The sequence below is a fragment of the Methylobacterium organophilum genome (assembly GCF_022179465.1).
In the GTDB taxonomy this organism is placed as follows: Bacteria; Pseudomonadota; Alphaproteobacteria; order Rhizobiales; family Beijerinckiaceae; genus Methylobacterium; species Methylobacterium organophilum.
Genome location: NZ_BPQV01000013.1, coordinates 1 through 22,798, shown reverse-complemented (window position 1 = coordinate 22,798; position 22,798 = coordinate 1). Strand labels below are relative to the sequence as shown.

At 71.4% G+C, this 22,798-nt stretch carries 21 protein-coding genes and 1 pseudogene; 16 read left to right on the top strand and 6 right to left on the bottom strand.

The window, feature by feature from the left end; translation table 11 throughout:
* The first annotated feature begins 5 nt into the window (after positions 1 to 5).
* From MFF21_RS19285 to cysG, 4 genes are all read left to right on the top strand, one after another.
* The gene (locus tag MFF21_RS19285; protein WP_238313076.1) at positions 6 to 1,796 is read left to right on the top strand and encodes a NirA family protein; all 1,791 of its coding nucleotides are present in this window, start codon (positions 6 to 8) and stop codon (positions 1,794 to 1,796) included.
* Positions 1,793 to 3,397: a sulfite reductase subunit alpha gene (locus tag MFF21_RS19280; RefSeq protein WP_238313075.1), complete on the top strand. Its 1,605-nt coding sequence runs from the start codon at positions 1,793 to 1,795 to the stop codon at positions 3,395 to 3,397. Before MFF21_RS19285 ends, MFF21_RS19280 begins: the two co-directional genes overlap by 4 nt.
* Positions 3,398 to 3,536: 139 nt before the next feature.
* Positions 3,537 to 6,224: a nitrate reductase gene (locus tag MFF21_RS19275; protein ID WP_238313073.1), complete on the top strand. Its 2,688-nt coding sequence runs from the start codon at positions 3,537 to 3,539 to the stop codon at positions 6,222 to 6,224.
* Between the two features lie 103 nt (positions 6,225 to 6,327).
* Complete coding sequence (cysG, locus tag MFF21_RS19270; RefSeq protein ID WP_238313071.1) at positions 6,328 to 7,782, top strand: siroheme synthase CysG; 1,455 nt, start codon at positions 6,328 to 6,330, stop codon at positions 7,780 to 7,782.
* 3 nt (positions 7,783 to 7,785) lie between these two features.
* On the opposite strand, the gene MFF21_RS19265 is transcribed toward cysG, so the two are convergent.
* Positions 7,786 to 8,229 carry a sigma factor-like helix-turn-helix DNA-binding protein gene (locus MFF21_RS19265; RefSeq protein ID WP_238313069.1) on the bottom strand — a complete coding sequence of 148 codons (444 nt, stop codon included), beginning with the start codon at positions 8,227 to 8,229 and terminating at the stop codon, positions 7,786 to 7,788.
* A 218-nt stretch (positions 8,230 to 8,447) separates the two neighbouring features.
* Between MFF21_RS19265 and kdoO the strand changes: the two genes are divergently transcribed.
* The gene (gene kdoO / locus MFF21_RS19260) at positions 8,448 to 9,317 is read left to right on the top strand and encodes a Kdo hydroxylase KdoO (RefSeq protein WP_238313066.1); all 870 of its coding nucleotides are present in this window, start codon (positions 8,448 to 8,450) and stop codon (positions 9,315 to 9,317) included.
* Between the two features lie 274 nt (positions 9,318 to 9,591).
* On the opposite strand, the pseudogene MFF21_RS19255 reads toward kdoO, so the two are convergent.
* Together MFF21_RS19255 and MFF21_RS19250 are read right to left on the bottom strand one after the other, a co-directional pair.
* Positions 9,592 to 10,638, bottom strand: a pseudogene (locus MFF21_RS19255) (AI-2E family transporter); the annotation flags it as partial.
* Positions 10,639 to 10,745: 107 nt separating this feature from the next.
* Positions 10,746 to 11,849, bottom strand: a complete 1,104-nt coding sequence (locus MFF21_RS19250; RefSeq protein WP_238313064.1) for a GGDEF domain-containing protein — start codon at positions 11,847 to 11,849, stop codon at positions 10,746 to 10,748.
* A 262-nt stretch (positions 11,850 to 12,111) separates the two neighbouring features.
* On the opposite strand from MFF21_RS19250, the gene MFF21_RS19245 reads away from it, so the two are divergent.
* From MFF21_RS19245 to MFF21_RS19205, 9 genes are all read left to right on the top strand, one after another.
* Positions 12,112 to 12,408 (top strand): acyl carrier protein, encoded by a 297-nt coding sequence (locus tag MFF21_RS19245; protein ID WP_238313062.1) that lies wholly within the window; start codon positions 12,112 to 12,114, stop codon positions 12,406 to 12,408.
* Positions 12,409 to 12,427: 19 nt separating this feature from the next.
* Positions 12,428 to 12,898, top strand: a complete 471-nt coding sequence (locus MFF21_RS19240; RefSeq protein ID WP_238313060.1) for a 3-hydroxyacyl-ACP dehydratase FabZ family protein — start codon at positions 12,428 to 12,430, stop codon at positions 12,896 to 12,898.
* Positions 12,895 to 14,034: a beta-ketoacyl-ACP synthase gene (locus MFF21_RS19235; RefSeq protein WP_238313058.1), complete on the top strand. Its 1,140-nt coding sequence runs from the start codon at positions 12,895 to 12,897 to the stop codon at positions 14,032 to 14,034. Before MFF21_RS19240 ends, MFF21_RS19235 begins: the two co-directional genes overlap by 4 nt.
* Before the next feature lie 52 nt (positions 14,035 to 14,086).
* The gene (locus MFF21_RS19230) at positions 14,087 to 15,364 is read left to right on the top strand and encodes a beta-ketoacyl-ACP synthase (protein WP_238313056.1); all 1,278 of its coding nucleotides are present in this window, start codon (positions 14,087 to 14,089) and stop codon (positions 15,362 to 15,364) included.
* Complete coding sequence (locus tag MFF21_RS19225; protein WP_238313054.1) at positions 15,361 to 16,122, top strand: SDR family NAD(P)-dependent oxidoreductase; 762 nt, start codon at positions 15,361 to 15,363, stop codon at positions 16,120 to 16,122. The genes MFF21_RS19230 and MFF21_RS19225 overlap by 4 nt, the downstream gene beginning before the upstream one ends.
* Before the next feature lie 20 nt (positions 16,123 to 16,142).
* Complete coding sequence (locus MFF21_RS19220) at positions 16,143 to 16,424, top strand: SH3 domain-containing protein (RefSeq protein ID WP_238313053.1); 282 nt, start codon at positions 16,143 to 16,145, stop codon at positions 16,422 to 16,424.
* An 80-nt stretch (positions 16,425 to 16,504) separates the two neighbouring features.
* A complete protein-coding gene (locus MFF21_RS19215; RefSeq protein WP_238313051.1) occupies positions 16,505 to 17,527 on the top strand; it encodes a zinc-binding dehydrogenase in 1,023 nt (340 codons plus the stop codon).
* 75 nt (positions 17,528 to 17,602) lie between these two features.
* Positions 17,603 to 18,607 carry a lipid A biosynthesis lauroyl acyltransferase gene (locus MFF21_RS19210; protein WP_238313049.1) on the top strand — a complete coding sequence of 335 codons (1,005 nt, stop codon included), beginning with the start codon at positions 17,603 to 17,605 and terminating at the stop codon, positions 18,605 to 18,607.
* A 4-nt stretch (positions 18,608 to 18,611) separates the two neighbouring features.
* Positions 18,612 to 19,343, top strand: coding sequence for a DUF1223 domain-containing protein (locus tag MFF21_RS19205; RefSeq protein WP_373325058.1), 732 nt, complete (start codon positions 18,612 to 18,614; stop codon positions 19,341 to 19,343).
* 16 nt (positions 19,344 to 19,359) lie between these two features.
* Here MFF21_RS19205 and MFF21_RS19200 read toward each other — a convergent pair whose 3' ends face one another.
* Genes MFF21_RS19200 through folE form a run of 3 tightly spaced genes read right to left on the bottom strand, consistent with a single transcriptional unit; the run spans position 19,360 to position 21,456 of the window.
* Positions 19,360 to 20,391 (bottom strand): patatin-like phospholipase family protein, encoded by a 1,032-nt coding sequence (locus MFF21_RS19200; RefSeq protein ID WP_238313045.1) that lies wholly within the window; start codon positions 20,389 to 20,391, stop codon positions 19,360 to 19,362.
* Positions 20,388 to 20,813 (bottom strand): phosphoribosyl-AMP cyclohydrolase, encoded by a 426-nt coding sequence (gene hisI, locus MFF21_RS19195; RefSeq protein ID WP_238313043.1) that lies wholly within the window; start codon positions 20,811 to 20,813, stop codon positions 20,388 to 20,390. Before hisI ends, MFF21_RS19200 begins: the two co-directional genes overlap by 4 nt.
* A gap of 13 nt (positions 20,814 to 20,826) precedes the next feature.
* On the bottom strand, positions 20,827 to 21,456 hold the full coding sequence (gene folE / locus MFF21_RS19190) for a GTP cyclohydrolase I FolE (RefSeq protein ID WP_505744246.1): 630 nt from the start codon (positions 21,454 to 21,456) through the stop codon (positions 20,827 to 20,829).
* 409 nt (positions 21,457 to 21,865) lie between these two features.
* Between folE and MFF21_RS19185 the strand changes: the two genes are divergently transcribed.
* Entirely contained in the window at positions 21,866 to 22,336 is a 471-nt protein-coding gene (locus MFF21_RS19185; protein WP_238313039.1) for an iron-sulfur cluster assembly scaffold protein, read from the top strand.
* Between the two features lie 6 nt (positions 22,337 to 22,342).
* Entirely contained in the window at positions 22,343 to 22,714 is a 372-nt protein-coding gene (gene yidD / locus MFF21_RS19180) for a membrane protein insertion efficiency factor YidD (RefSeq protein WP_238313037.1), read from the top strand.
* The last annotated feature ends 84 nt before the right edge of the window (positions 22,715 to 22,798 follow it).

Sequence of the window (22,798 nt, the reverse complement as noted above, 5' to 3'; positions counted from 1 at the left end):
CAGCGATGGCAGACGATTTCAATCCTGAGCAGAAGCGCTATCTGGAAGGCTTCGCCTCCGGCATCGCCGCCGCCCGGATGACCGGCGGCCTCGCCCTGGGTCAAGCGCCCGCGGGCGCGCCGTCCGAGCCGACGGGACCGGATGCGATCCACATCAAGGCGCAGGACCGCACCGTGAAGAACGGCGGCAAGCTCTGCGACCAGGAGAAGTGGAAGCGCGCCGAGAACCCCTTCGATGGCCATAACCGCCTGATCCAGGAGGCCGCGACCGGCAAGCCGCCCAAGCCCGAGGACAATTTCCGCTGGCGCTACCACGGCCTGTTCTGGGTCGCCCCCAATCAGACCTCCTATATGTGCCGCCTGCGCATCCCCAACGGGATCCTGCAGCACTGGCAGTTCGCCGGGATCGCCGACCTCGCCGATGCCCATGGCGGCGGCTACAGCCACGTCACCACCCGCGCCAATCTCCAGGTCCGCGAGATCGCCCCGGAGCACGGCCAGCCCTTCCTCGACGGGCTGACCGATCTCGGCCTCACCGCCCGGGGCGCGGGCGCGGACAACATCCGCAACGTCACCGGCTCGCCCACCGCCGGCATCGACGCGCAGGAGCTGCTCGACACGCGCCCGCTCGCCAAGTCCTGGCACAACTGGATCCTCAACGACCGCTCGCTCTACGGCCTGCCGCGCAAGTTCAACGTCGCCTTCGACGGCGGCGGCGTGATGCCGGTGCTGGAGGAGACCAACGATATCGGCTTCCAGGCGATCGAGGTTCTGGAGGGCGCGAGCGTGCCCGCCGGCATCTGGATGCGCCTCGTGCTCGGCGGCATCTCCGGCCACAAGGACCTCGCCCGCGACACCGGCGTGGTGCTCAAGCCCGAGGATTGCAACAAGGTCGCCGACGCGATCCTGCGCGTCTTCATCGAGAACGGCGACCGCACCAACCGCAACAAGAGTCGGATGAAGTACGTCCTCGATGCCTGGGGCTTCGACAAGTACCTCGCCGCCGTCGAGGAGAAGCTCGGCCGCCCGCTCGACCGGGTCGATCCCGCCCATGTCGCCCCGCGCAAGGCCACGAACCGCTTCGCCCATGTCGGCGTGCACAAGCAGGTGCAGCCCGGCCTGAACTGGATCGGCGTCGTCCTGCCGGTGGGCAAGATGACCACCGACCAGATGCGGGAACTCGCAAAAATCTCGGCCGAGTGCGGCGACGGGCAGATTCGCCTCACGGTCTGGCAGAACTTCATCTTCTCCGGCGTGCCGGACGCGAAGGTGGCGGAGGTCGAGGCCCGCATCGAGGCGCTCGGCCTCACCATCAAGGCCGCGGGCATCCGCTCGGGCCTGGTGGCCTGCACGGGCAACCGCGGCTGCAAGTTCGCCGCCGCCGACACCAAGGGCCACGCGCTGCTCATCGCGGACCATGTCGAGAAGACCGTGACCCATCTCGACGTGCCGGTGAACGTGCATCTCACCGGCTGCCACCATTCCTGCGCCCAGCACTACATCGGCGATATCGGGCTCATCGGCGCCAAGGTCACCGTCTCGGAGGAGGGCGACACCGTCGAGGGCTACGACATCGTGGTCGGCGGCGGCTTCGCCGAGACCCCGAAGATCGGCACCGAGATCTGGAAGGGCGTGAAGGCGGAGGAATGCCCGGGCCGCGTGGAGGCCCTGCTCCACGCCTATCTCGCCCGCCGCCAGGGGCCGGAAGAGAGCTTCCAGGCCTTCACCGCGCGCACCGGCCCCGAGGCCCTGCGCGACGCCGCCGAAGAACAGCCCGCCCTCAAGGCCGCCGCATGACCCAGCACGTCACGCCCCCGCTCGTTCTCATCCCCGAGAGCGCCCCCTTCACCGCCGACCAGCGCTCCTGGCTCTCGGGCTATTTCGCGGCCCTGCTCGGCCCGGCGGTCGAGGGCGCGACGGCGCTCGCACCCGGTGAGGCGCCGGGCGGTGCGAAGAAGCTCGCCGACAACGACGATGCGCCCTGGCACGACCCGTCCATGCCGATCGCCGACCGCATGGAGATGGCCAAGGACCGGCCGGACGCGCAGAAGCTGATGGCCGCCATGGCCCAGCAGGATTGCGGCCAGTGCGGCTACAACTGCGCCGACTATGCCAACGCGATCTTCCTCAAGAGCGAGGAGCGCCTGAACCTTTGCCAGCCGGGCGGCAAAGAGACCCTGCGCATGCTCAAGAAGCTCGACGAGGAGTTCGGCGCCTCCGGCGGGGCGGCGGCCGCGCCGAAGGCGGAGGCGGCCGCTCCGAAGAAGGAGCCGGAGCTCGGCCCCCTGGGCTATTGCCGCGAGAATCCCGTCGAGGCGACCTTCCTCGGCCGTCGTCGTCTCAACGAGCCGGGCGGCGAGAAGGAGACCTGGCACATCGAGATCGACCTGAAGGATACGCCGATCGAGTACGTGGTCGGCGACAGCCTCGGCCTGTTCCCCGCCAACGCCCCCGCCCTGGTCGATGCGGTGATCGCCGAGCTCGGCACCCGTCCCGAGCGGATCATCGGCGGCAAGACCCTGCGCAACCGCCTGCTCGCCGATTACTCGCTGGGCGCGGCGCCGGACGGGCTCTACCAACTCCTCTCGCTCCTGACCTCGGGCGAGGCGCGCCGGAAGGCCCAGGCGCTCGCCGCCGGCGAGGATCCGGACGGCGACGCGGCCTATCTCGACGTGCTCGGCGCGCTGCACAAGTTCCCGGGCGCCCGCCCCGATGCCGAGGTCTTCCTCGAGGCCCTCGACGAGCTGCAGCCGCGCCTCTACTCGATCTCGTCCTCGCCCAAGATGGATGTCGGCAAAGTCTCCCTCACCGTCGACGCGGTCCGCTACAACCACCGTTCGCGGCTGCGCCTCGGCGTCGCCTCGACCCATCTCGGCGAGCGCCTGCCCGAGCAGACCAAGGTCAAGATCTACCTGCAGAAGGCGCACGGCTTCGCCCTGCCGGAGGATCTGTCCAAGGACGTGATCATGTGCGGGCCCGGCACGGGCATCGCCCCGTTCCGCGCCTTCCTGCGGGAGCGCGCCGCCACCAAGGCGCCGGGCCGCAACTGGCTGTTCTACGGACATCAGCGCCAGGCCAGCGACTTCTTCTACAAGGACGAGCTGACCCAGCTGAAGGACGACAAGGTGCTCACCCGCCTGTCGCTCGCCTGGTCCCGCGACGGCAAGGAGAAGACCTACGTCCAGGACCGCATGCGCGAGACCGGGGCGGAGCTGTGGAAGTGGCTCGAGGGCGGCGCCCATTTCTATGTCTGCGGCGATGCCAAGCGCATGGCCAAGGACGTGGAGCGCGCCATCATCGACGTCGCCGCCAGCCACGGCGGCAAGAACCCCGACGAGGCCGTGGCCTATCTCGCCGCGCTGAAGAAGGCGGGGCGCTACCAGGCCGACGTGTACTGAGCCTTCGAACCCTCCCCTCGGATCTCGGGCCAGCCCGAGCTCCGCAAGCGCGACTTGCGGGGGGAGGGCGAAACGGCGGCCAGCCGGCGGCCCGGCTCTTGCTGCCTGTGACGACGCGATATCCGCCGAGGATCGGCCCATGACCCAGCCCGCCTCCGACACCGCCGCGACCGTGGTGAAGACCACCTGCCCCTATTGCGGCGTCGGGTGCGGCGTGCTCGCGAGCCCGGACGGGCGGGGCGGTGCCGGCATCGCCGGGGATCCCGAGCATCCAGCCAATCGCGGCCGGCTCTGCTCCAAGGGCTCGGCTTTGGGCGAGACGCTCTCCCTCGAGAACCGCCTGCTGCATCCGGAGATCGACGGCCGCCGCGCGTCCTGGGAGGAGGCGCTGGGGGCCGTCACCGGTGGCCTGCGGCGCATCGCGGAGGCGCACGGGCCGGATTCGATCGCCTTCTACCTCTCCGGCCAGCTGCTCACCGAGGATTACTACGTCGCCAACAAGCTCGCGAAGGGCTTCCTCGGCACGCCCCATGTCGACACCAATTCGCGGCTCTGCATGTCGAGCGCGGTCGCGGCCCATCGCCGGGCCTTCGGCTCGGACACGGTGCCCGGCTGCTACGAGGATCTCGACGAGGCCGATCTCCTTGTGCTCACCGGCTCCAACACCGCCTGGTGCCACCCGATCCTGTTCCGCCGCATGATCGACGCGCGCGCCAAGCGCGGCACCAAGATCGTGGTAATCGATCCCCGCCGCACCCAGACCGGCGAGGAGGCCGACCTGTTCCTCGGCCTGAGGCCGGGGAGCGACACCGCCCTGTTCTCCGGCCTGCTCGTCCATCTCGCCGCGACGGGCAAGCTCGATCCCCGCTTCATCAAGGAGCACACCGCCGGCTTCGACGGCGCCATCGAGCGCGCCCGGCAGATCGCCCCCGACGTCGCGGCGACCGCCGCCGCCACTGGCCTCGCCGAGGCGGATGTCGCGGCCTTCTTCGCGCTGTTTGCGGAGACGAAGCGGGTCGTCACCTGTTTCAGCATGGGCGTGAACCAGTCCGCGCAGGGTACGGACAAGGGCAACGCCATCATCAATTGCCACCTCGCCACGGGCCGCATCGGCCAGCCGGGCATGGGGCCGTTCTCCCTCACCGGCCAGCCCAACGCCATGGGTGGGCGCGAGGTCGGCGGGCTCGCCAACATGCTCGCCGCCCACATGCATTTCGCGCCGGAGGAGGTCGACCGGGTCAAGCGCTTCTGGAACGCGCCGCGCATCATCACCGGCGAGGGCATGAAGGCGATCGCGCTGTTCGAGGCGATCGAGCGCGGCAAGATCAAGGCCCTCTGGGTGATGGGCACCAACCCCGTCGTGTCGATGCCCCAGGCCGACCGGGTTCTGGCGGCGATCGCCAAGCTCGACCTGTTCGTGGTGTCCGAGGCCGTCGCCGACAGCGACACGGCGCGGGCCGCCGGCCACAAGACCATCCTGCTGCCGGCCCTCGCCTGGGGCGAGAAGGACGGCACGGTGACGAATTCCGAGCGGCGCATCTCCCGCCAGCGCGCTTTCCTGAAGGCGCCGGGGGAGGCTCGGGCCGATTGGGCGATCATGAGCGAGATCGGCCGCCGCCTCGGCCACGGCGCGGCCTTCCCCTACACCAACGTCGCGCAGATCTTCCGCGAGCATGCCGCGCTCTCGGCCTTCGAGAACAACGGCAGCCGCGACTTTGACATCGGCGGCCTCGTCGAGCTGAACGACCGCGCCTACGAGGCGGCGGCGCCGGTGCAGTGGCCGCTGCCGAAGAAGCTTTCCGGCAAGGGCGGGCAGCCGCGCCTGTTCGGCGACGGGCGCTTCTTCACCTTCGACCGGCGTGCCCGCTTCGTGGCGGTGCAGGCTCCGGCCCTCGCCACGGCGCCGAGCGCGCCATTCCCGCTCGTGCTCAACACCGGCCGCGTCCGCGACCACTGGCACACCATGACCCGCACGGGCAAAAGCCAGCGCCTCTCCGCGCACCGGGCCGTGCCCTTCGTCGAGGTGAGCCCGGAGGATGCCCGCCGCCTCCAGCTCGCCGAGGGGGGCTTCGCCCGCGTCACCACCGAGCAGGGCAGCGCCGTGCTGGAGGTGACGGTGACCGACGGCGTGCGCCCGGGCGAGATCTTCGCCCCCATGCACTGGAGCGCCATGACCGCCTCCGACGCCCGCGTCGGCGCGCTCACCCGCGGCATGCCCGATCCCGTCTCCGGCCAGCCCGAGCTGAAGGCGACGCCGGCGGCGCTGGAGGCCGTGGCCTTCCGCTCCCGCGGCTACCTGATCACCCGCGAGCCGCAGGCGGCGCCCCAGGGCTGGTGGTGGGCGCGGGCCACGGTGCAGGACGGCTCCGGGCTGATCTTCGCGACGCAGGACGGCTCCCGCGAGATCGCCCTGGCCCTGCGGGGCGCCTTCCAGGGCCTCGACATCGCCGAATATTCCGATCACGGCCGCGGCCTCTATCGGCTGGCCGCCTATGACGGCGCGCGGCTGGTGGCGAGCCTCGCCGTGGTGCCGGGCGAGGCGAGCCGGCCGGACTGGGAACTCGCCAAGAGCGCCTTCGCCGCGGGCGCCCTCGAATCCGGCGACCGCCGCGCCCTGCTCACCGGCCGCGCCGCCACGCCCTCGGCCGGGCCGACCATCTGCGCCTGCCACGGCGTCGGCCTCGACGTGATCACCGCCTGCATCGCCGCGGGCGCCGGCTCGGTGGAGGCGGTGGGCGCCGCCTGCAAGGCCGGCACGAATTGCGGCTCCTGCATTCCCGAGATCCGCAAGCTCCTGCCCGAACCGCTTGCGCGCAGCGCCGCCTGAGCGCAGGTTTCCCGGTTCCCTCTCCCTCGGATAAAGGAGAGGGTCCGCCGGCCGTCTCCCGAGGCGCCGGCCCGGTACCGAGCGAAGAAGTCTCCGCCCCCCGATGAACACCCCGCGCCAACCCCGTGAGACCCGCTCCGCCGGCCTCGAGCCCCTGGCGGTGCTGCCGGTCTTCGTGCCCCTGCAGGACAAGCGGGCCGTGCTCGCCGGCTCGAATGGCGGCGCGCCCTGGAAGGTGAAACTGCTGGCCGCCGCCGGCGCCCGGGTCGACGTCTATGCCGCCGCGCCCAGCGAGGAGCTGCGCGGCGTCTCCGACGAGATCGCGGCGGGCTCCGTCACCCTGCACGAGCGAGCCTGGACCCCCGACGACCTGACGGGGGCCGCCTTCGCCATCGGCGCGATGGAGGACGAGGCGGAGTGCGTCGCCTTCGTCGCCGCGGCCCGGGCGGCGGGCGCCATCGTCAACGCGGTCGACCGGCCGCATCTCTGCGATGTGAAATTCGGCGCCATCGTCAACCGCTCGCCCCTCGTCGTCGGCATCTCGACGGAGGGCGCCGCCCCGGTCTTCGGTCAGACCGTGCGGGCGCGCATCGAGGCGATGCTGCCCCGCGGCTTCAAGCACTGGGTCGCCGCCGCCCGCGACTGGCGCGAGACGGTCTCCGCCCGCTTCCACGGCTTCGCCGAGCGCCGCGGCTTCTGGGAGCGCTTCACCGACCGCGCCTTCGCCGAGCCCGAGCGGGCGCCGACCCAGGCCGATCTCGACGCGCTGATCGGCCAGACGGAGGCGCTGCCCCTGGGCGGCGCGGTGACGCTGGTGGGCGCCGGCCCGGGCGATGCCGAGCTCCTCACCCTCAAGGCCCTGCGCGCCCTGCGCAACGCCGACGTGATCCTCTACGACGACCTCGTCGCCCCCGAGATCCTCGATTATGCCCGCCGGGAGGCCCGCACCATGCTGGTGGGCAAGACCGGGCACGGCCCTTCCTGCCGGCAGGACGACATCAACGCCCTGATGGTGTCGCTGGCGAAATCCGGCAAGCAGGTGGTGCGGCTGAAATCCGGCGACCCCCTGGTCTTCGGCCGGGCGGGCGAGGAGATCGAGGCCTGCCGCCAGGCCGGCATCCCCTGCGCCGTGGTGCCGGGCGTCACCGCCGCCCAGGGCGCGGCGGCCTCCATCGGCGTCTCCCTGACCCATCGCGACGCCGCGCGCCGCCTGCAATACGTCACCGGCCACGATCGCCGCGGGGCCCTGCCCGAGGACCTGAACTGGGGGGCGCTCGCCGATCCGAGCGTGACCACCGTGGTCTACATGCCCAAGCGCACCCTGCGCACGCTGCTGGAGCGGGCGGTCCGCGAAGGGCTGGCCCCGACGACCCCGGCGCTGGTCACCTTCAACGCCACCCGGCCGAACCAGGCGGTGGTGCGCGGCAGCGCCGCCGATCTCGCCGACCGGATCGAGGCGGCCGGGCTCGAAGGCCCGGCGATCCTGATGGTCGGCGAGGCCCTGGGCCGGGACAAGGTCGCCCTGCCGCTCCCCGAGACCGCGGCCGCCTCGCGCTGAGCCTTAGAGATCCCCGAGGGAGAGCTGGCCCTGCGGGGAGGGCTTGCCCGGGCGGGCCGTTTTCTCGGCGGTCTTGCCGGTCCTGGCCGCGCGCTTGCGCTGGGGCGGGGCGTCGGCCCGCAGCCGCGCCTTGGCCCTGTCGCGGGCGACCGCCTCGGGCGCCTGCGGATCGTCGTCGAGCCACTTGCCGCGCTTGATCACCTCGTTGACCCGGCCCTGGTTCACCCCGAGCTTGAAGGCGATCTCCTGCTGCGTCATCCCCGTGGTGGCGTGCAGCTCCAGGATCGACCGGGCCAAATCCGGCGTCATCTTGCGGCCGGTGAGGCGGCGGGCGGGACGGATCACGCGGGTGGCGCGGTCGCGTTCCCGCAGGCGCTCCAGCAGGGCGAGCGCCATGTGCATGCCGTGCTCGCGCAAAGCCTCCTCGAATTCCTTCAGCGTCGCCATTCCCGGCTCCCCGCCTGCGGGCATTCCTCGATGAGGGACAACCACGGCGCCAAGGCCAAGGTTGCGCCGCCCGTTCCGATTCGGAACGCTCTGCCGCTTCGGCGCCACTGGCAACGCCGACGTGACGTCATCCACCGGAAAGCGTCGCCGGCTTGGCACCGGGCCGCGGCCTCGGGTAAACCGCGCACGATTTCCTGCCGCACGAGGCGCTCTCCGCGATGATCAGCCCGATCCTGCCCGTGGCCCGCGAGGGCGCCGCGCCCGGTGGCCCGTCCCTGGTGGAGGCGCTCGAGGGCGGCGCGGTTCTGGTCTTCCGCGACCTCGACTTTCCCTTCGACGCCTTCGAGCGGCGCTTCGTCGAAAAGCCCTTCGCCGACGGGAAGGCCAAGAACGTCAACATCCGTGGGCCGCAGGCGGAGCTGCGCGGGGCGGCGGGCAGCGAGGAGGAGCAGGCCCGGCTGCGGGCGCTGCTGCAGCGCTACCGCAGTTTCGCCCAGTCGCTCATCGACACCTACCTGCCGGCCTATACCGGCAAGGTCACGCTCGCCGGCACCTCCTACCGGACCTTCGACGTCGATGCGCGCAAGCTGAGCTGGCGGCGGGACGACACCCGCATGCATGTCGACGCCTTCCCCTCCAACCCGATCGGCGAGAAGCGCATCCTGCGCATCTTCCGCAACATCAACGCCGAGGGGCAGCCGCGGCACTGGCGGGTGGGCGAGGATTTCGGCGCGATGGCGGAGAAGTTCCTGCCGAAGCTGCCGGCCTATTCGGGCCTCTCCGCGGGCCTCCTGGCGCTCCTCAAGATCACCAAGGCCAAGCGCTCCGAATACGATCACCTGATGCTGCACCTGCACGACGCGCTCAAGCAGGACATGGGCTATCAGGCCAATGCGCCCCAGGAGAACGTGTATTTCCAGCCCGGCGAGACCTGGGTGACCTTCTCCGACCTCGTGATGCACGGCGCCATGGGCGGCCGCTACATGCTGGAGCAGACCGCCTATCTCCCCGTCGCCGCGCAGGCCGACCCGGAGAAGAGTCCGCAGCGGATCCTCGCGCAGAAGCTCGGGCGCCCGCTGCGGCATTGAGGGGTTCGCGCGCCGATCAGCGCGCCTCCGTGCCCTGCGGGATCGGAAAGGGTGGGAAGCGGACCTCGCTGTACTCCCATTGCTTCAGGTCGCCTTGAGCCTGGAGCGTGCCCTCTTCGACTAGGGCTTCGATCTGCTCGGCGATGTCGCTGCCGTCGCCCCTATAGACGCCACGATGGGTGAGGCTCACTTCGGCGATGATCCGAGCCGTCTTCAGCCAATTGTCCTCTGCGGTGCAGAGGATCCAGTATTTTAACCGATCGGGGCCCGGCTCCTCGGTGAAGTCCCGCCACAGCAGCATCAGCGCCGCCATCACCGCCGGGCCGACGAAGAGGCCGAGGAGTCCGAAGGTCTCGACGCCGCCGAGAATGCCGAGCAGCACCCAGAGGAAGGGGAGCTGGGTGGTGCCGCCGATCAGCGCCGGCCGCACGAAATGGTCGGCCACGAAGGTGACGACGAAGCCCGCGGCCACCACGATCACCGCCGGCACGATCTTGCCCGCCGCCGCGAGCAGCAGGGCCGCGATCCCGAAGGCGAGGGGGGCGCCGAAGGGGATCATCGCCGCCACGGCGGTGAGCGCGCCGAGCAGCACCGGATGCGGCACGCCCGCGAAGGCGTAGACGATCCCGAGCAGCACGCCCTCGCCGATCCCGACGAGCACCAGACCGTCGACGGTGCCGTGCACCGAGGCCACCATCTGCCGCGCCACGCGCTCCCCCCGCTGGCCGAACAGGCGGTGGCTCGCGGTCAGCCCCTGCCGCACCAGCACCCGCCCGTCGCGGAACAGGAAGAACAGGGCGAGCAGGCAGAAGCCGAACAGCACGACCCGGTGCACCAGCCCTGCGCCGATGGTGCGGGTGAGGTCGCGGTTCGAGGCAGTGTCGAGGCGGTGCAGCAGTTCCTGCGCCCAGCCGGCATGGGCGAGGTTGGCGTTCCACCAGTCGGTGACGGCCTGGGCGCCGAAGGGCAGGCGCTGCACGATCTCCGGCACCGGCACGCCGTTCTGCTCGGCCTGCCGGAAATACTCGAGGATGTCGTGCGCCTCCCGCAGGGCCTCGACGGCGAGCACGCCCACGGGCAGGAGGAAGACGAGGGCGACGGCCCCCGTGAACACGGCCGGCCACAGGATGTTGTGGCGGCCCGGGGGAAACCGCCTCTGCGCCCGCTCGAACAGCGGCCAGAGGGCGATGCCGAGCACCACGGCCCAGACCAGGGCCTTCAGGAAGGCCAGCAGGATGTAGAGCCCGAGCCCGAGCAGCCCGAGGGCGAGTGCCGCCCGGGCCGCCGATTGCGCCCGATCCACGCCGGCATGCGGCCCCATCCTCTGATCGTCCATCGTCCGAATGTCCCGTGCCTCTGCGATTGCTCCGGCACAGTTCTAGGGCATTCGCGTGCGAAGGCGCCGGCTCCTCACGCCGTCGTGCGGTCTCAGGCGGCGACCCGGTTCCGGCCCTTGGCCTTGGCACGGTAGAGTGACCGGTCGGCCCGGGCGATGGCCTCCGCGACCCCCGTCTCGCCCGGCCGGATCTCGCCGCAGCCGAGGCTCACCGTCCAGGCGAAGCGGCCCTGCGCCCCGGCGACCGCGCTGCGGATCGCCTCCGCTCCGGCATGGGCGGATGCGAGGCTCGCCGCGGGCAGCACGGCGACGAACTCGTCGCCGCCGAGCCGGGCCATGAGCGCGGCCGGCGGCAGGGCGATCCGCGCCCGCGCCACGAGATCGGCGAGCACGGTGTCGCCGGCGGCATGGCCGTGGCGGTCGTTGATCGCCTTGAAGTGATCCACGTCGATCACGATCACGGCGCCGCCCCCGGCGAGCAGCCGCCCGGCACGGGCCTCGAGGCCCGCCCGGTTCCAGGCGCCGGTCAGCGCGTCGGTATGGGCGAGGTCGCGCAGCTTGGCCGAATCGCGCTCGCCCGGCATGGCCAGGAGCCCGAGATTGAGCACGGCCAGCAGGATCTGGTCCGACAGCATCGGCACCAGGGCGGCCATGTTGATGAGGGCGCGGCCGGTCCCCTCCTCGATCATCGCGACGGCGTAGCCCGGCAGGTAGCCGAGCAGGCCGAGTCCGGCGATGCGGCGGCCCGTCGAGACCGTGCCCCGCCGCGGAAACGCGACCAGCCAGCCGCTCAGGCCCATGGTCAGGGCGGTTCCGAAGGTGCCTCCGAGGCGGGCCGCCGCCGAATCCGGGCCGACGATCCAGGCGGGAAGGGCATAGCCGAGCCCCGTCGCGGCGATGGGCAGGATCATCCAGGCCGCGAAGGCAGGCCGGCCTTCGAAGCGGCGCACGCCCGCCAGCACGATCAGGTCGCTGGCGGCGAGCAGCGCGTAGAGGCTGCCGTCCTGGAGCGGGCTATGGTCGGAGAGGCCGAAGCCCAGGAGCGTGAGGACGTAGAGGGCGGAGGTCAGCGCCCAGTAGAGCAGGTAATCCTCGCTCCTGCGGCCGAGCCACAGGCACAGATACACCAGCACGAAGGCCGCGCTGGCGAGCATGCTGCACAGGCGTACGGTCGCCAGGTCCGGAAGGTCGGGCATGAGCCGGCATGCAGGAGCGGTCGGGAGGGGGATTCTATTAGCGCGTGTTTAAGGGTCCGTCTCCGCCACGAGAAGAAACGCGGGAACCGGCAAGGTTGCCCGGCCTCCATCGCTTCGTGTAAGGGGTCGCGATCTATTTCCAGAGCACCGATGGGAGCCGGCGGCGGAGAGGGGCCGCACTGGATCCCGGGTGGGGGACAGCGTCCGGTCCGGGGGATTTCCGCGGCGCTTGCCCGAAGTCACGAGAAAGCGGCCAATCTTCATGTCCAACGAGACCGCCACCTTCGATCGCGTGGCCGACATCATCGCCGAGACGGCGGATATCCCGCGTGACAAGATCACGCCGGAGAGCCACGCCATCGACGATCTCGGCATCGATTCCCTCGCCTTCCTCGACATCGCCTTCGCGGTCGACAAGGCCTTCGGGATCAAGCTGCCGCTGGAGCGCTGGACCCAGGAGGTCAACGAGGGCAAGGTCCCGGCCGAGGAGTACTTCGTGCTCAAGAACCTCTGCGCCCGCATCGACGCGCTCGTCGCCGAGAAGGCCGCGAAGGCCTGATCGGGCCGAAGCGTCGGCCATGCGGCTCGAATATTTCGAGATGATCGACAAGGTGGTGCGGCTCGACCGCGCCGCCGGCACGATCGAAGCCTTGGCGCAGGTGCCCGAGGCGAGCCCCGTCTTCGAGGGGCATTTCCCCGGCCATCCGCTGGTGCCCGGCGTGCTGCTCACCGAGACCATGGCCCAGGCCTCCGGCTATCTCGTGCTGGCCCATCTCGGCTTCGCGCAGATGCCGTTCCTGATGGCGGTGGACAAGGCGCGCTTCCGTTCCTTCGTCGGCCCCGGGGCGAGCCTGGAGATCAGCGCCAGCCTCGAGCATGACGGCTCGGGCTACGCGGTGACCAAGGCCGCGATCCGCCATGCCGGCAAGCCGCTCTGCGACGCCGAGCTGCGCTTCCGCACCATGCCGTTCCCGGCCGGGCTCGACGCGCCGATGCGCGAGCGCGCCCGCAAGATCGGCCTCCTCGATCTCGATGGAGCCGCCGCATGAGCGCCACCCGCGACGTCGTCGTCACCGGCATCGGGCTGCTGTCCTGCGCCGGCGAGGGCATCGAGGCGCATCTCGCCGCCTATGCCGCGGGCGAGGCGCCGCGCACCGACGCGCAGAGCTACGCGCCCTATCCGGTGCATCCGGTGGCGCCCCTGACCTATGATGGGCAGATCCCGAAGAAGAGCGACCAGCGCCAGATGGAGGCGTGGCAGCGCCTCGGCGTCTACGCGGCGGGCCTCGCCCTCGATTCCGCGGGCGTGAAGGAGGATGCCGCCTTCAAGGCCGGGCTCCACCTGATCGTGGCGGCGGGCGGCGGCGAGCGCGACTACGCGGTCGACGGGGCGATCCTGTCCGGCCTGCGCGAGGCGGCCGATCCCGGCGCCTACCTCAACGAGCGCCTGCTCAACGACCTGCGGCCGACCCTCTTCCTGGCCCAGCTCTCGAACCTGCTCGCCGGCAACATCGCCATCGTGCACGGCGTCACCGCCGCCTCCCGCACCTTCATGGGCGAGGAATCCTCGGGGGTCGACGCGCTGCGCACCGCCCAGGCCCGGGTCGCCTCGGGCCAGGCCGACGCGATCATGGTCGGCGGCTCCTACAGCGCCGAGCGGCCGGACGTGCTCGTCGTCCACGAGATGGGCGGCTTCCTCTATAAGCCGGACTACCGGCCGGTCTTCGCCCGCGGGGGCGAGGGCAATGGCGGCTTCATCCTCGGCAGCGCCGCCGCCTTCCTGGTGCTTGAGGCGGCCGAGCACGCCGCCGCCCGCGGGGCGAAGGCGCTCGCCCGGCTGGCGCCGGTCGCCAACGACCGCAGCCGCCGCGAGCCGGGCAGCGTGGAGGCGACGCTCGGCCGCCTCCTCGGCGAGGCCGCCCTCGGCCGGCCCGACCTCGTCCTCTCCGGCGCGACCGGCGTGGCCGACATCGCGGAGGAGGAGGTGCGGGCGATCCGCGCCGCCCTCGGCGAGACCCGCATCCGCGCCACCGGCGACGTGGTCGGTCATCCGATCGAGGTGGCCGCGCCCTTCGGCACGGCCCTCGCCGCCGCGCTCTGCGCCGCGGGCCAAGCCTCCGAAGTGGCGATCACCTCCGTCGGCCATCGCCGCGGCGAGGGCGTGATCCGCGTCGTCTCCGCCTGAGCGGGGGCGCGCCCGATGCACAGCCGGCGCAAAATAGGCTAAGGCGCTTGCCATGAACGCTTCCTCCGCCCGTGACGGAAAGGGCCGGCCGCTCGTCGCGGTGACGGGCCTCGGCATCGTGACCTCCCTCGGGCGCGGCGTCGCCGACAATTGGGATGCGCTGACCTCGGGCCGCTCCGGCATCAAGGCGATCAGCCGCTTCCCGACCGAGGGCCTGCGCACCCGTATCGCCGGCACGGTCGACTTCCTCGACACCGATCCCCTGGTGGCGCCGCTCCTGTCGGAGCGCTTCGCCATGGTGGCGGCGGAGGAGGCGATCGGGCAGGCCGGCATCGGCGCCGATTTCCCCGGCGGCCTGTTCATCGCCGTGCCGCCGGTCGAGATGGAATGGCCCCAGCGCCAGGCTCTGGCCGAGGCGGCCGGCGAGAACGGCCCCGTCACCTATGACAGCCTGCTGCGCGCCGCCGCGAGCCGGCGCTTCGACGCCTGGCACGACCTCTTCATCTTCGGCACCGTGGCCGACCGGGTCGCCGACCGCTTCGGCACCAAGGGCTCGCCGATCTCGCTCTCCACCGCCTGCTCCTCCGGCGCGACGGCGATCCAGCTCGGCGTCGAGGCGATCCGGCGGGGCGAGATGAAGGCCGCGCTCTGCATCGGCACGGACGGCTCGGTGAACCCGGAATCGCTGATCCGCTTCTCCCTGCTCTCGGCTCTCTCGACCCAGAACGAGATCCCGGAGGCTGCCTCCAAGCCCTTCTCGAAGAACCGTGACGGCTTCGTGATGGGGGAGGGCGCCGCTGCCCTGGTGCTGGAGGATGCCGAGGCGGCCCGCGCCCGGGGCGCTACCATCCTCGGCTACGTGCTCGGCTGCGGCGAGAAGGGCGACGGCTTCCATCGCACCCGCTCCAGCCCCAATGGCGAGCCGATCATCGCGGCGATCCGCGCGGCACTCGAGGATGCGGGCGTCGGGCCGGAGGCGATCGACACGATCAACGCCCACGGCACCTCGACCCCGGAGAACGACAAGATGGAGGCGATGGGCTGCGCCGCCGTCTTCGGCGAGCGCATCGGCGCGGTGCCGATCTCGTCCAACAAGTCGATGATCGGCCACACCCTCACCGCCGCGGGGGCAATCGAGGCGGTGATCTCGCTGCTCACGATCCGCAACGGCCGCATCCCGCCGACCATCAACTACGCCCTGCCGGACCCGAGCCTGACCCTCGACGTGGTCGCGACCGCGCGGGACGCGAAGGTCTCCAAGGTGCTCTCGAACTCCTTCGGCTTCGGCGGGCAGAACACCTGCCTCGTGCTCTCGGACGGGCCGGCATGAGCGGCGAGGGCAAGCGCGTCCTCGTCACCGGCGGTGCCTCCGGGCTCGGCGCCGCCATCGTGCGGGCTTTGGCGGAGGCGGGTTACGGGGTCGACCTCACCTACCGGTCCTCGCCGGAGACGGCGCAGGCGCTCGTCGCTGAGCTGCAGGCGGCCCATCCCGCTGGCCGCTTCGCCGCCCATGCCCTCGACCTCGCCGACCGGGCGGCCCTCGACGCCTTCTGCGACGCGATCGAGGGCGAGGGCTTCTACGGCTACGTCCATAATGCCGGCCAGTCGGCCGACGCGCTCGCGGCCATGCTCGACCAGGACCGGGCCGAGGCGGCGATGCAGGTGAATTTCTGGTCCCTGAGCCGGATCGCGAAGGCGCTCGTGCGCGGCATGATCCGCGCCCGCTCCGGCCGCATCGTCGCCATCGGCTCGGTGGCCGCGCTCCAGGCCAATGCGGGCAACGCGGCCTATGCGGCCACCAAGGGCGCCCTGATCTCCTATTGCCGGACGCTGGCGATCGAATCGGCCAAGCGTGGCGTCACCGTGAACGTCATCGCGCCGGGCTTCATCGACACGGCGATGCTCGCCCCCTACGCCGCCCATCGCGAAGGCATCGAGCGTCAGATCCCCCTCGGCCGCTTCGCCAAGCCGGAGGAGGTGGCGGCGCTCGCCGCCTTCCTGATGAGCGGGCCGGCCGGCTACGTCACCGGCGCGGTCCTGCCGGTTGATGGCGGGCTCACGGCGATGATGGGCGTGCATCGGGCCTGATCCGCGGGACGCAAGCTTCCATGATCCGCTCGCTCGCCCTCGCCGCCCTGCTCGTGACTGGCGCCGGGCCCGTCCTGGCCGCGCCGGAGAGCTTCCGGGTCGACGGGCTGCCGCGGGACGACAGCCTCACCATCCGCGAGAGCCCGGATGCGGGGGCACCCGCGCTGGGCCAGATCCCGGTCGGGCGCCGGGTGATGGGATTCGGCTGCACCGCCGACACGCCGAGCCGGCTGACCTGGTGCCGGGTGAAGTTCGGCCGCACCGTCGGCTGGGCGCGGCGGCGCTATCTCACGCCGGATTGAGCCGGCGCCTCTTTCGGTCGATAAGGCCGCCGATCCGGCCCCTCGCCCCGAGGGGCCCATGCGGGATTTCGACCGGCACGATGCAGGCCCTCCAGCTTTTCGGCGACCGCGACCTTCGCCTCACCGAGGTCGAGCCGCCCCCGCCGCCCGGCCCCGGCGAGGTGCAGGTGCGGGTACGTGCCGTCGGCCTCAACTTCATCGACGTCTGGGGCTTCCGCGGCATGGCCTTCGCCAAGCGCAAGCTGCCCCTGACGGTCGGCGCGGAAGCCGCCGGCGAGATCGCCTGCATCGGCGAGGGCGTGGAGGGGCTGAAGCCGGGCGACCCGGTCGCGCTCTACGGCGCCATGACTTGCGGGCAATGCCGCGCCTGCCGGGAGGGCCGCGACAACCTCTGCGAGGACGTCTCCGGCGTGATGGGCTTCCATATCGACGGCTTCGCCCGCGAGTTGGTGAACATGCCCGCCCGCCTCGTGGTGAAGGTGCCCGAGAGCGTCGATTTCGTCCAGGCGGCCTGTGCCGGCATCGCCTTCGGCACCGTGCAGCACATGCTGTTCGACAATGCCCGGCTCGAGCCCGGCGAGACCATCCTCGTCCATGCCGGCGGCTCCGGCATCGGCACGGCGGCGATCAAGATGGCCAAGGCCATCGGCTGCACCGTGTTCACCACGGTCGGCGACGACGCCAAGGGCGAGAAGGCCAGGGCTTTGGGCGCCGACCACGTCATCAACTACCGCGAGGAGCGCTTCGAGGGCGAGGTGCGACGGCTGACCAAGCGCAAGGGCGTGGACGTGGTGTTCGAGCATGTCGGCGCCGAGACCTGGAACGGCTCGCTGCTCTGCCTCAAGCGGGGCGGCCGCCTCGTGACCTGCGGCTCGACCTCCGGCGTCTCGGCGACGATCAACCTGATGCAGCTGTTCCAGCAGCAATACCGGATCACCGGCTCGTTCGGCTGCCGCCTCGCCAACATCCGCGAGTCGCTGGCCAAGATGGCGGAGGGCATCACGCCGGTGGTCGACACGGTTCTGCCGCTGGCCGACTTCGCGACGGGCCTGGAGCGGCTCGAATCGCGCAAGGTGTTCGGCAAGATCCTCGTGACGCTGTGATCGTCTCGCGCGGATGCGGGAAATGATTTATGCGCGACCTCGTTCTTTCCGAGACACGTTTTCCATGAGTCTTTCGTGCTCCGCCTCGCGCTGATCCTGAGGCGACAGCTCCCGCGTCTTGCGGGCCTGGCCACGATCCCGCTGATCCGCGGCCTGTTCTGGCTCGCCCGCGCCCTCGGCACCAACCGGGCGAGCGACCTCGGCGGCTGGCTCGCCCGCAGCATCGGGCCGTTCCTGCCCTCGCACCGCACGGCGCTCGCCAACCTGCGCGCGGCCTATCCCGACCTCTCCGAGGCCGAGCTTCGGGCGCTCGCGGCGCAGGCCTGGGACAATCTCGGCCGCACGGGCGCCGAATACGCCCATCTCGACACGATCTTCGATTACGACCCGGACAGCGCCGAGACGCAGCGCATGTCGGTGAAGGGCATCGACCACTTCTACGCCCTGCGCGACGACGGCAGGCCGGGCCTGGTCTTCTCCGCCCATCTCGCCAATTGGGAGCTGCCGGCGATCTGCGCGCAGAAATTCGGGCTCGAGACCACCGCCGTGTTCCGGCCGCCGAACAACCCGGCTGCCGCTCAGCTCGTCGCCGAGGTCCGGCGCAAGACCATGGGCGGGCTGGCCGCCTCCGGCACGGGCGCGGTCTTCGCGATGCAGGGGGTGGTGGAGCGCGGCGGCCATCTCGGCCAGCTCATCGACCAGCATTTCACCCGCGGCGTCGTGGTCACCTTCTTCGGGCGGCCGGTGCTCGTGAACCCGCTGCTCGGCAAGCTCGCCCGCCACCACGATTGCCCGGTCCACGGCGCCCGCGTCGTGCGTCACCCGAATTCCCGGTTCCTGCTGGAGCTGACCCCGCCCCTCGACCTGCCGCGGGACGCGGAGGGGCTCGTCGACGTCCAGGGCGCGATGCAGGCGATGACCGAGGTGGTCGAGTCCTGGATCCGCGAGAATCCGGGCCAGTGGCTCTGGATGCACCGGCGCTGGCGCCCGGGGATGTTGCCGAAAATCCTGCCGCCGGCCCTACGGGCGGAGCCTCAAGCCAACGTGACTTTCCAAGGGGCCGATGCGCGCGTCTCATGAGGTCATGCGATTGAGACTGAACATCGCGTTCGCCGCGGTGATGCTCGCGGGCTTTCCCGCGGCGGCGCAGGCGGAGCCCGTCCGCGCGGTCGTGGAGATGTACACGAGCCAGGGCTGCGCCTCCTGCCCCCCGGCCGACCGCCTGACCGGCGCCCTGTCCAAGGAGCCCGGCATCCTCGCCCTGACGCTGCCGGTCACCTACTGGGATTATCTCGGCTGGAAGGACAGCCTCGCGACCCATGCCTTCACCGACCGGCAGCGGGCCTATGCGAGCGTGCGCAGCGACCGCTCCCTGTTCACGCCCCAGGCCATCATCAACGGGCAGGACGTGGTGGTCGGCTCGGACCGGCAGGAGATCGCCCAGCTCATCGAGAAGGCCAAGGCCGCGGGCGGCCTGCCCGTGGGCCTGCGCGTCGAGGAGCGCAACGAGCGTATCGTCGTCGACGTGGAGGCCGATGCGAGCGGCCGCCGCGGCGAGGTCTGGCTGCTTCCGATCGCCCGCCACCGGCTCGTCGACATCGAGCGGGGCGAGAACAAGGGACGGCAGATCGTCTACGAGAACGTCGTGCGCGGCATGCAGCGGCTGGGCGCCTGGGCGGGACAGAGCATCCGCTTCGAGGTGCCCCGGGAGTCCGCCCGCAAGGGAGGCGCGGACGCCTATGTCGTGATGCTGCAGAACGCCGCCGGAGGGCGCCTGGGCGCGATCCTCGCCGCCGCCAAGGGACCCGGCTGGTAAGGGGAGCGGCGCGCGTTCAGCTGCGCGCGGCCGCCCCTTCGAGGGCGTGGCGGATCTCCGGAAGCGCCGCTTTCGCCGCCTGGCGCCCCAGCTCGATGCAGAGCGCGGCGCGGTGGAACTCGAACTGCCCGAATTCCGCGAGCTTGGGCCGGATCGACACGTCGGGCGGGTCGCCGGCGAGGCGGGCCCGGGAGATGCGGTCCTGGGTGATGTTGAAGGCCTGGAGCATCACGCGGGCGACCCCCGGGGCCGGGACGCCCCCCTCGTCCCGCTCCGTGCGTCCGCGCCCGATCAGGCGCAGGCCGGCGCCGCGCAGCAACTCCCAGCGGCTGCGCACCCGCACCACCGTCTCGATCTCGGCCTCCAGGCTCTCGTCGCCGGCGGGGGAGGCGGGCTCGGGCCGGATCACCGATCCGCGCAGGCGCGTGTCGCAGTTCAGGTTCACGCAGATGACGAGGTCGGCCCCGAGATCCCGGGCGAGGCGCACCGGCACGGGATTGACCAGGGTGCCGTCCATCAGCAGCCGCCCGTCGAGGGCGACCGGCGGGAAGATGCCGGGGATCGCGTAGGAGGCGCGCACGGCGTCGGCCAGCGGCCCGTGGGTCAGCCAGACCTCGTGGCCGCTGCCGAGCTCGGTCGCGACGCTCGCGAAGGCGATGCGCAGATCCTCGATGCGCAGGCCCTCGAGCTCGCGGCTCAGGCGCCGGCGCAGGCGCTCGCCGGCGATCAGCCCCGAGCCGGACAGGCGGGGATCGATCATCCCCATCACCCGGCGCCGCGTCAGCGAGAGCGCGAAATCCTTGAGCGCGCCGATGCGGCCGGCGGCATAGGCGCCCCCCACCACCGCGCCGATGGAGCAGCCGGCCACCACCGCCGGGTAGAGGCCGGCTTCCTCCAGCACCTCGATCACGCCGATATGCGACCAGCCCCGGGCCGAGCCGCCGCCCAAGGCGAGGCCGATGCGCGGCGCGCGGGGCGGCACCGCGACGGGCTCGACGATACTGTTCGGGAACGCGGGCAGGCGCGGTGCGAGCGCCTCCCGCCTCATCGGCCGGCGGGCGCCAGCACCGCGGCGCCGGTCGCGGGATCGAGGGAGACGCTGCGGTAGAAGCAGGAGCGGCGCCCGGTATGGCAGCAGCCCCCGTCGCCCCCGACCGCGACGCGGATGAGGAGCGCGTCCTGGTCGCAATCGACCCGCATCTCGACGATGCGCTGGACCTGCCCGCTGGTGGCGCCCTTGTGCCAGAGCTCGCCGCGGGAGCGCGACCAGTACCAGGCCTCCCCCGTCTCCAGGCTGCGCCGGAGGGATTCGGCGTTCATGTGCGCCAGCATCAGCACCGCCCCGTCCTGCGCGTCGACGGCGATGCAGGCCACGAGCCCGTCCGGCCCGAAGCGCGGGGTCAGCACGGAGCCTTCCTCGACCTCGGCCTTGGAGCCCGGCGGGGGGAACGGGGGCGATGCGGGAATCATGCGCGTCCCGGTGTCAGGCCTTGTTGCGCACGAGGGTGAGGAAGCGGACCTGCTCGCTCGGATCCTCCCGGAACACGCCGCGGAACTGCGTCGTGATCGTGGAGACGCCGGCCTTCTGCACGCCGCGCATCGCCATGCAGAGATGCTCGGCCTCGACCATCACGGCGCAGCCGCGGGGCTTGAGGATGCTCTCGATGGTGTCGGCGATCTGCGCGGTCATGGTCTCCTGCGTCTGCAGGCGGCGGGCGAAGGCATCGACCACGCGGGCGAGCTTCGAGAGGCCGACCACGCCCTTCGTCGGGTAATAGGCGATATGGGCGAGCCCCATGAAGGGCACCATGTGGTGCTCGCAATGGGAATAGAACGGGATGTCGCGTACCAGCACGACGTCCGAATAGCCCTCGACCTCCTCGAAGACCCGGGCGAGCAGGTCTTCCGCATCGCTCCTGTAGCCACCGAAGATCTGCTCGTAGGCCTTCACCACCCGGGCCGGCGTGTCGATCAGGCCCTCGCGGGTCGGATCGTCGCCCGCCCAGCGCAGCAGGGTGCGCACGGCGGCCTCGGCCTCCTGGCGGCTCGGCCGGCCGAGGGCGATCTCGTGGGGCACGCGCTGGGCGGAAGCCGGCTCCGGCGCCACGTCCACGGCTTCCCGCACGGGCTCGCGGCCGCCGACGGCCTTGAGTGCGGTCAGGCGCTTCTCCTCGTCGGTCATGCCGTAGGACAGGGATTTGAGGGCCGCATCCATCGCATCTCCCGCCCGGGTGACGCGGGCCTTCATGGTGTTGCTGTCGGGTTTCGCGTACATCGTCGGTTCCCGTCGTTCCTCCCGTGGGAGGGACGTCTTCGCCCCCGCCTTTCGTGGAAGCCTCGGCCGGGGCGTGACCTGGGTCGACGAGCCGTCCTCGCGGAGCGGCAACGAAGCGCCTATATCGTCGTTCTCGCGCCGGTGCGCAATGCATCGGCGCGATATGGGCGATGCCGAACACGCGGATACCTCCGGCAAGGAGGTCGTTCCACCGGCATGGCATCCGAGGAAGAGGCTTTTCGCGCCGATGCTCGACGACATCTACAACCGCCGCATTCTGGAACTCGCCGCGGATATTCCCCGGCTCGGGCGTCTCCCGGCGCCGGATGCGAGCGCCAGCGCCCATTCCAAGCTCTGCGGCTCGACCGTGACCATCGACCTCGCCACCGATGCGAGCGGCGAGCGGGTGACGGATTTCGCGCATGAGGTGAAGGCCTGCGCCCTCGGCCAGGCCTCCTCCTCGCTGATGGCGCGGCACGTGGTCGGGCGCAGCGCGCAGGACTTGCGGGACCTGCGCGCGACCATGCGGGCGATGCTGAAGGAGAACGGTCCGGCGCCCTCCGGCGAATGGGCGGCCTTCGCCGTGCTGGAGCCGATTCGGGATTTCCGGGCCCGGCACGCCTCGACCCTGCTCACCTTCGACGCGGTGGTGGACGCCCTCGACCAGATCGCCGCCCGCAAGGAGGCCGCGAAGGATGCCGTCCAGGCGGCCGAGTAGGGCGCGATGCTGCGCCGGCTCGCCCATGTCGCGATCCGCACCTACCAGCTCAGCCTGTCCGGGCTGATCGGACGGCAATGCCGGCACTGGCCGTCCTGCTCGGACTATGCCGACGAGGCCATTGCCCGGCACGGTCTCTGGGCCGGCGGCTGGATGGGCTTCGCCCGGATCTGCCGTTGCGGCCCCTTCGGCACCCACGGCATCGATCTGGTGCCGGTTGCTCGGCCGGAGCGGGCGCGCTGGTGGCGCCCCTGGCTCTATGCCCGCTGGCGCGGCGTCGAGGCGCCGCCCTCTCCCTTCCTCTGCGAGGCGGTCCTGTCGGAAGGGGAGGGGCGTTCGCAGAAGCGCTCCCGGGAAACGGGAAGTCGAGCCGGCTGAGAATCGTGTTGACGTGTCGTGAGGGTGTACCTATACCCGGTTCATCGGCGCCGGCCGCGGGAGTGGACCGGTTGCTGCGGCATC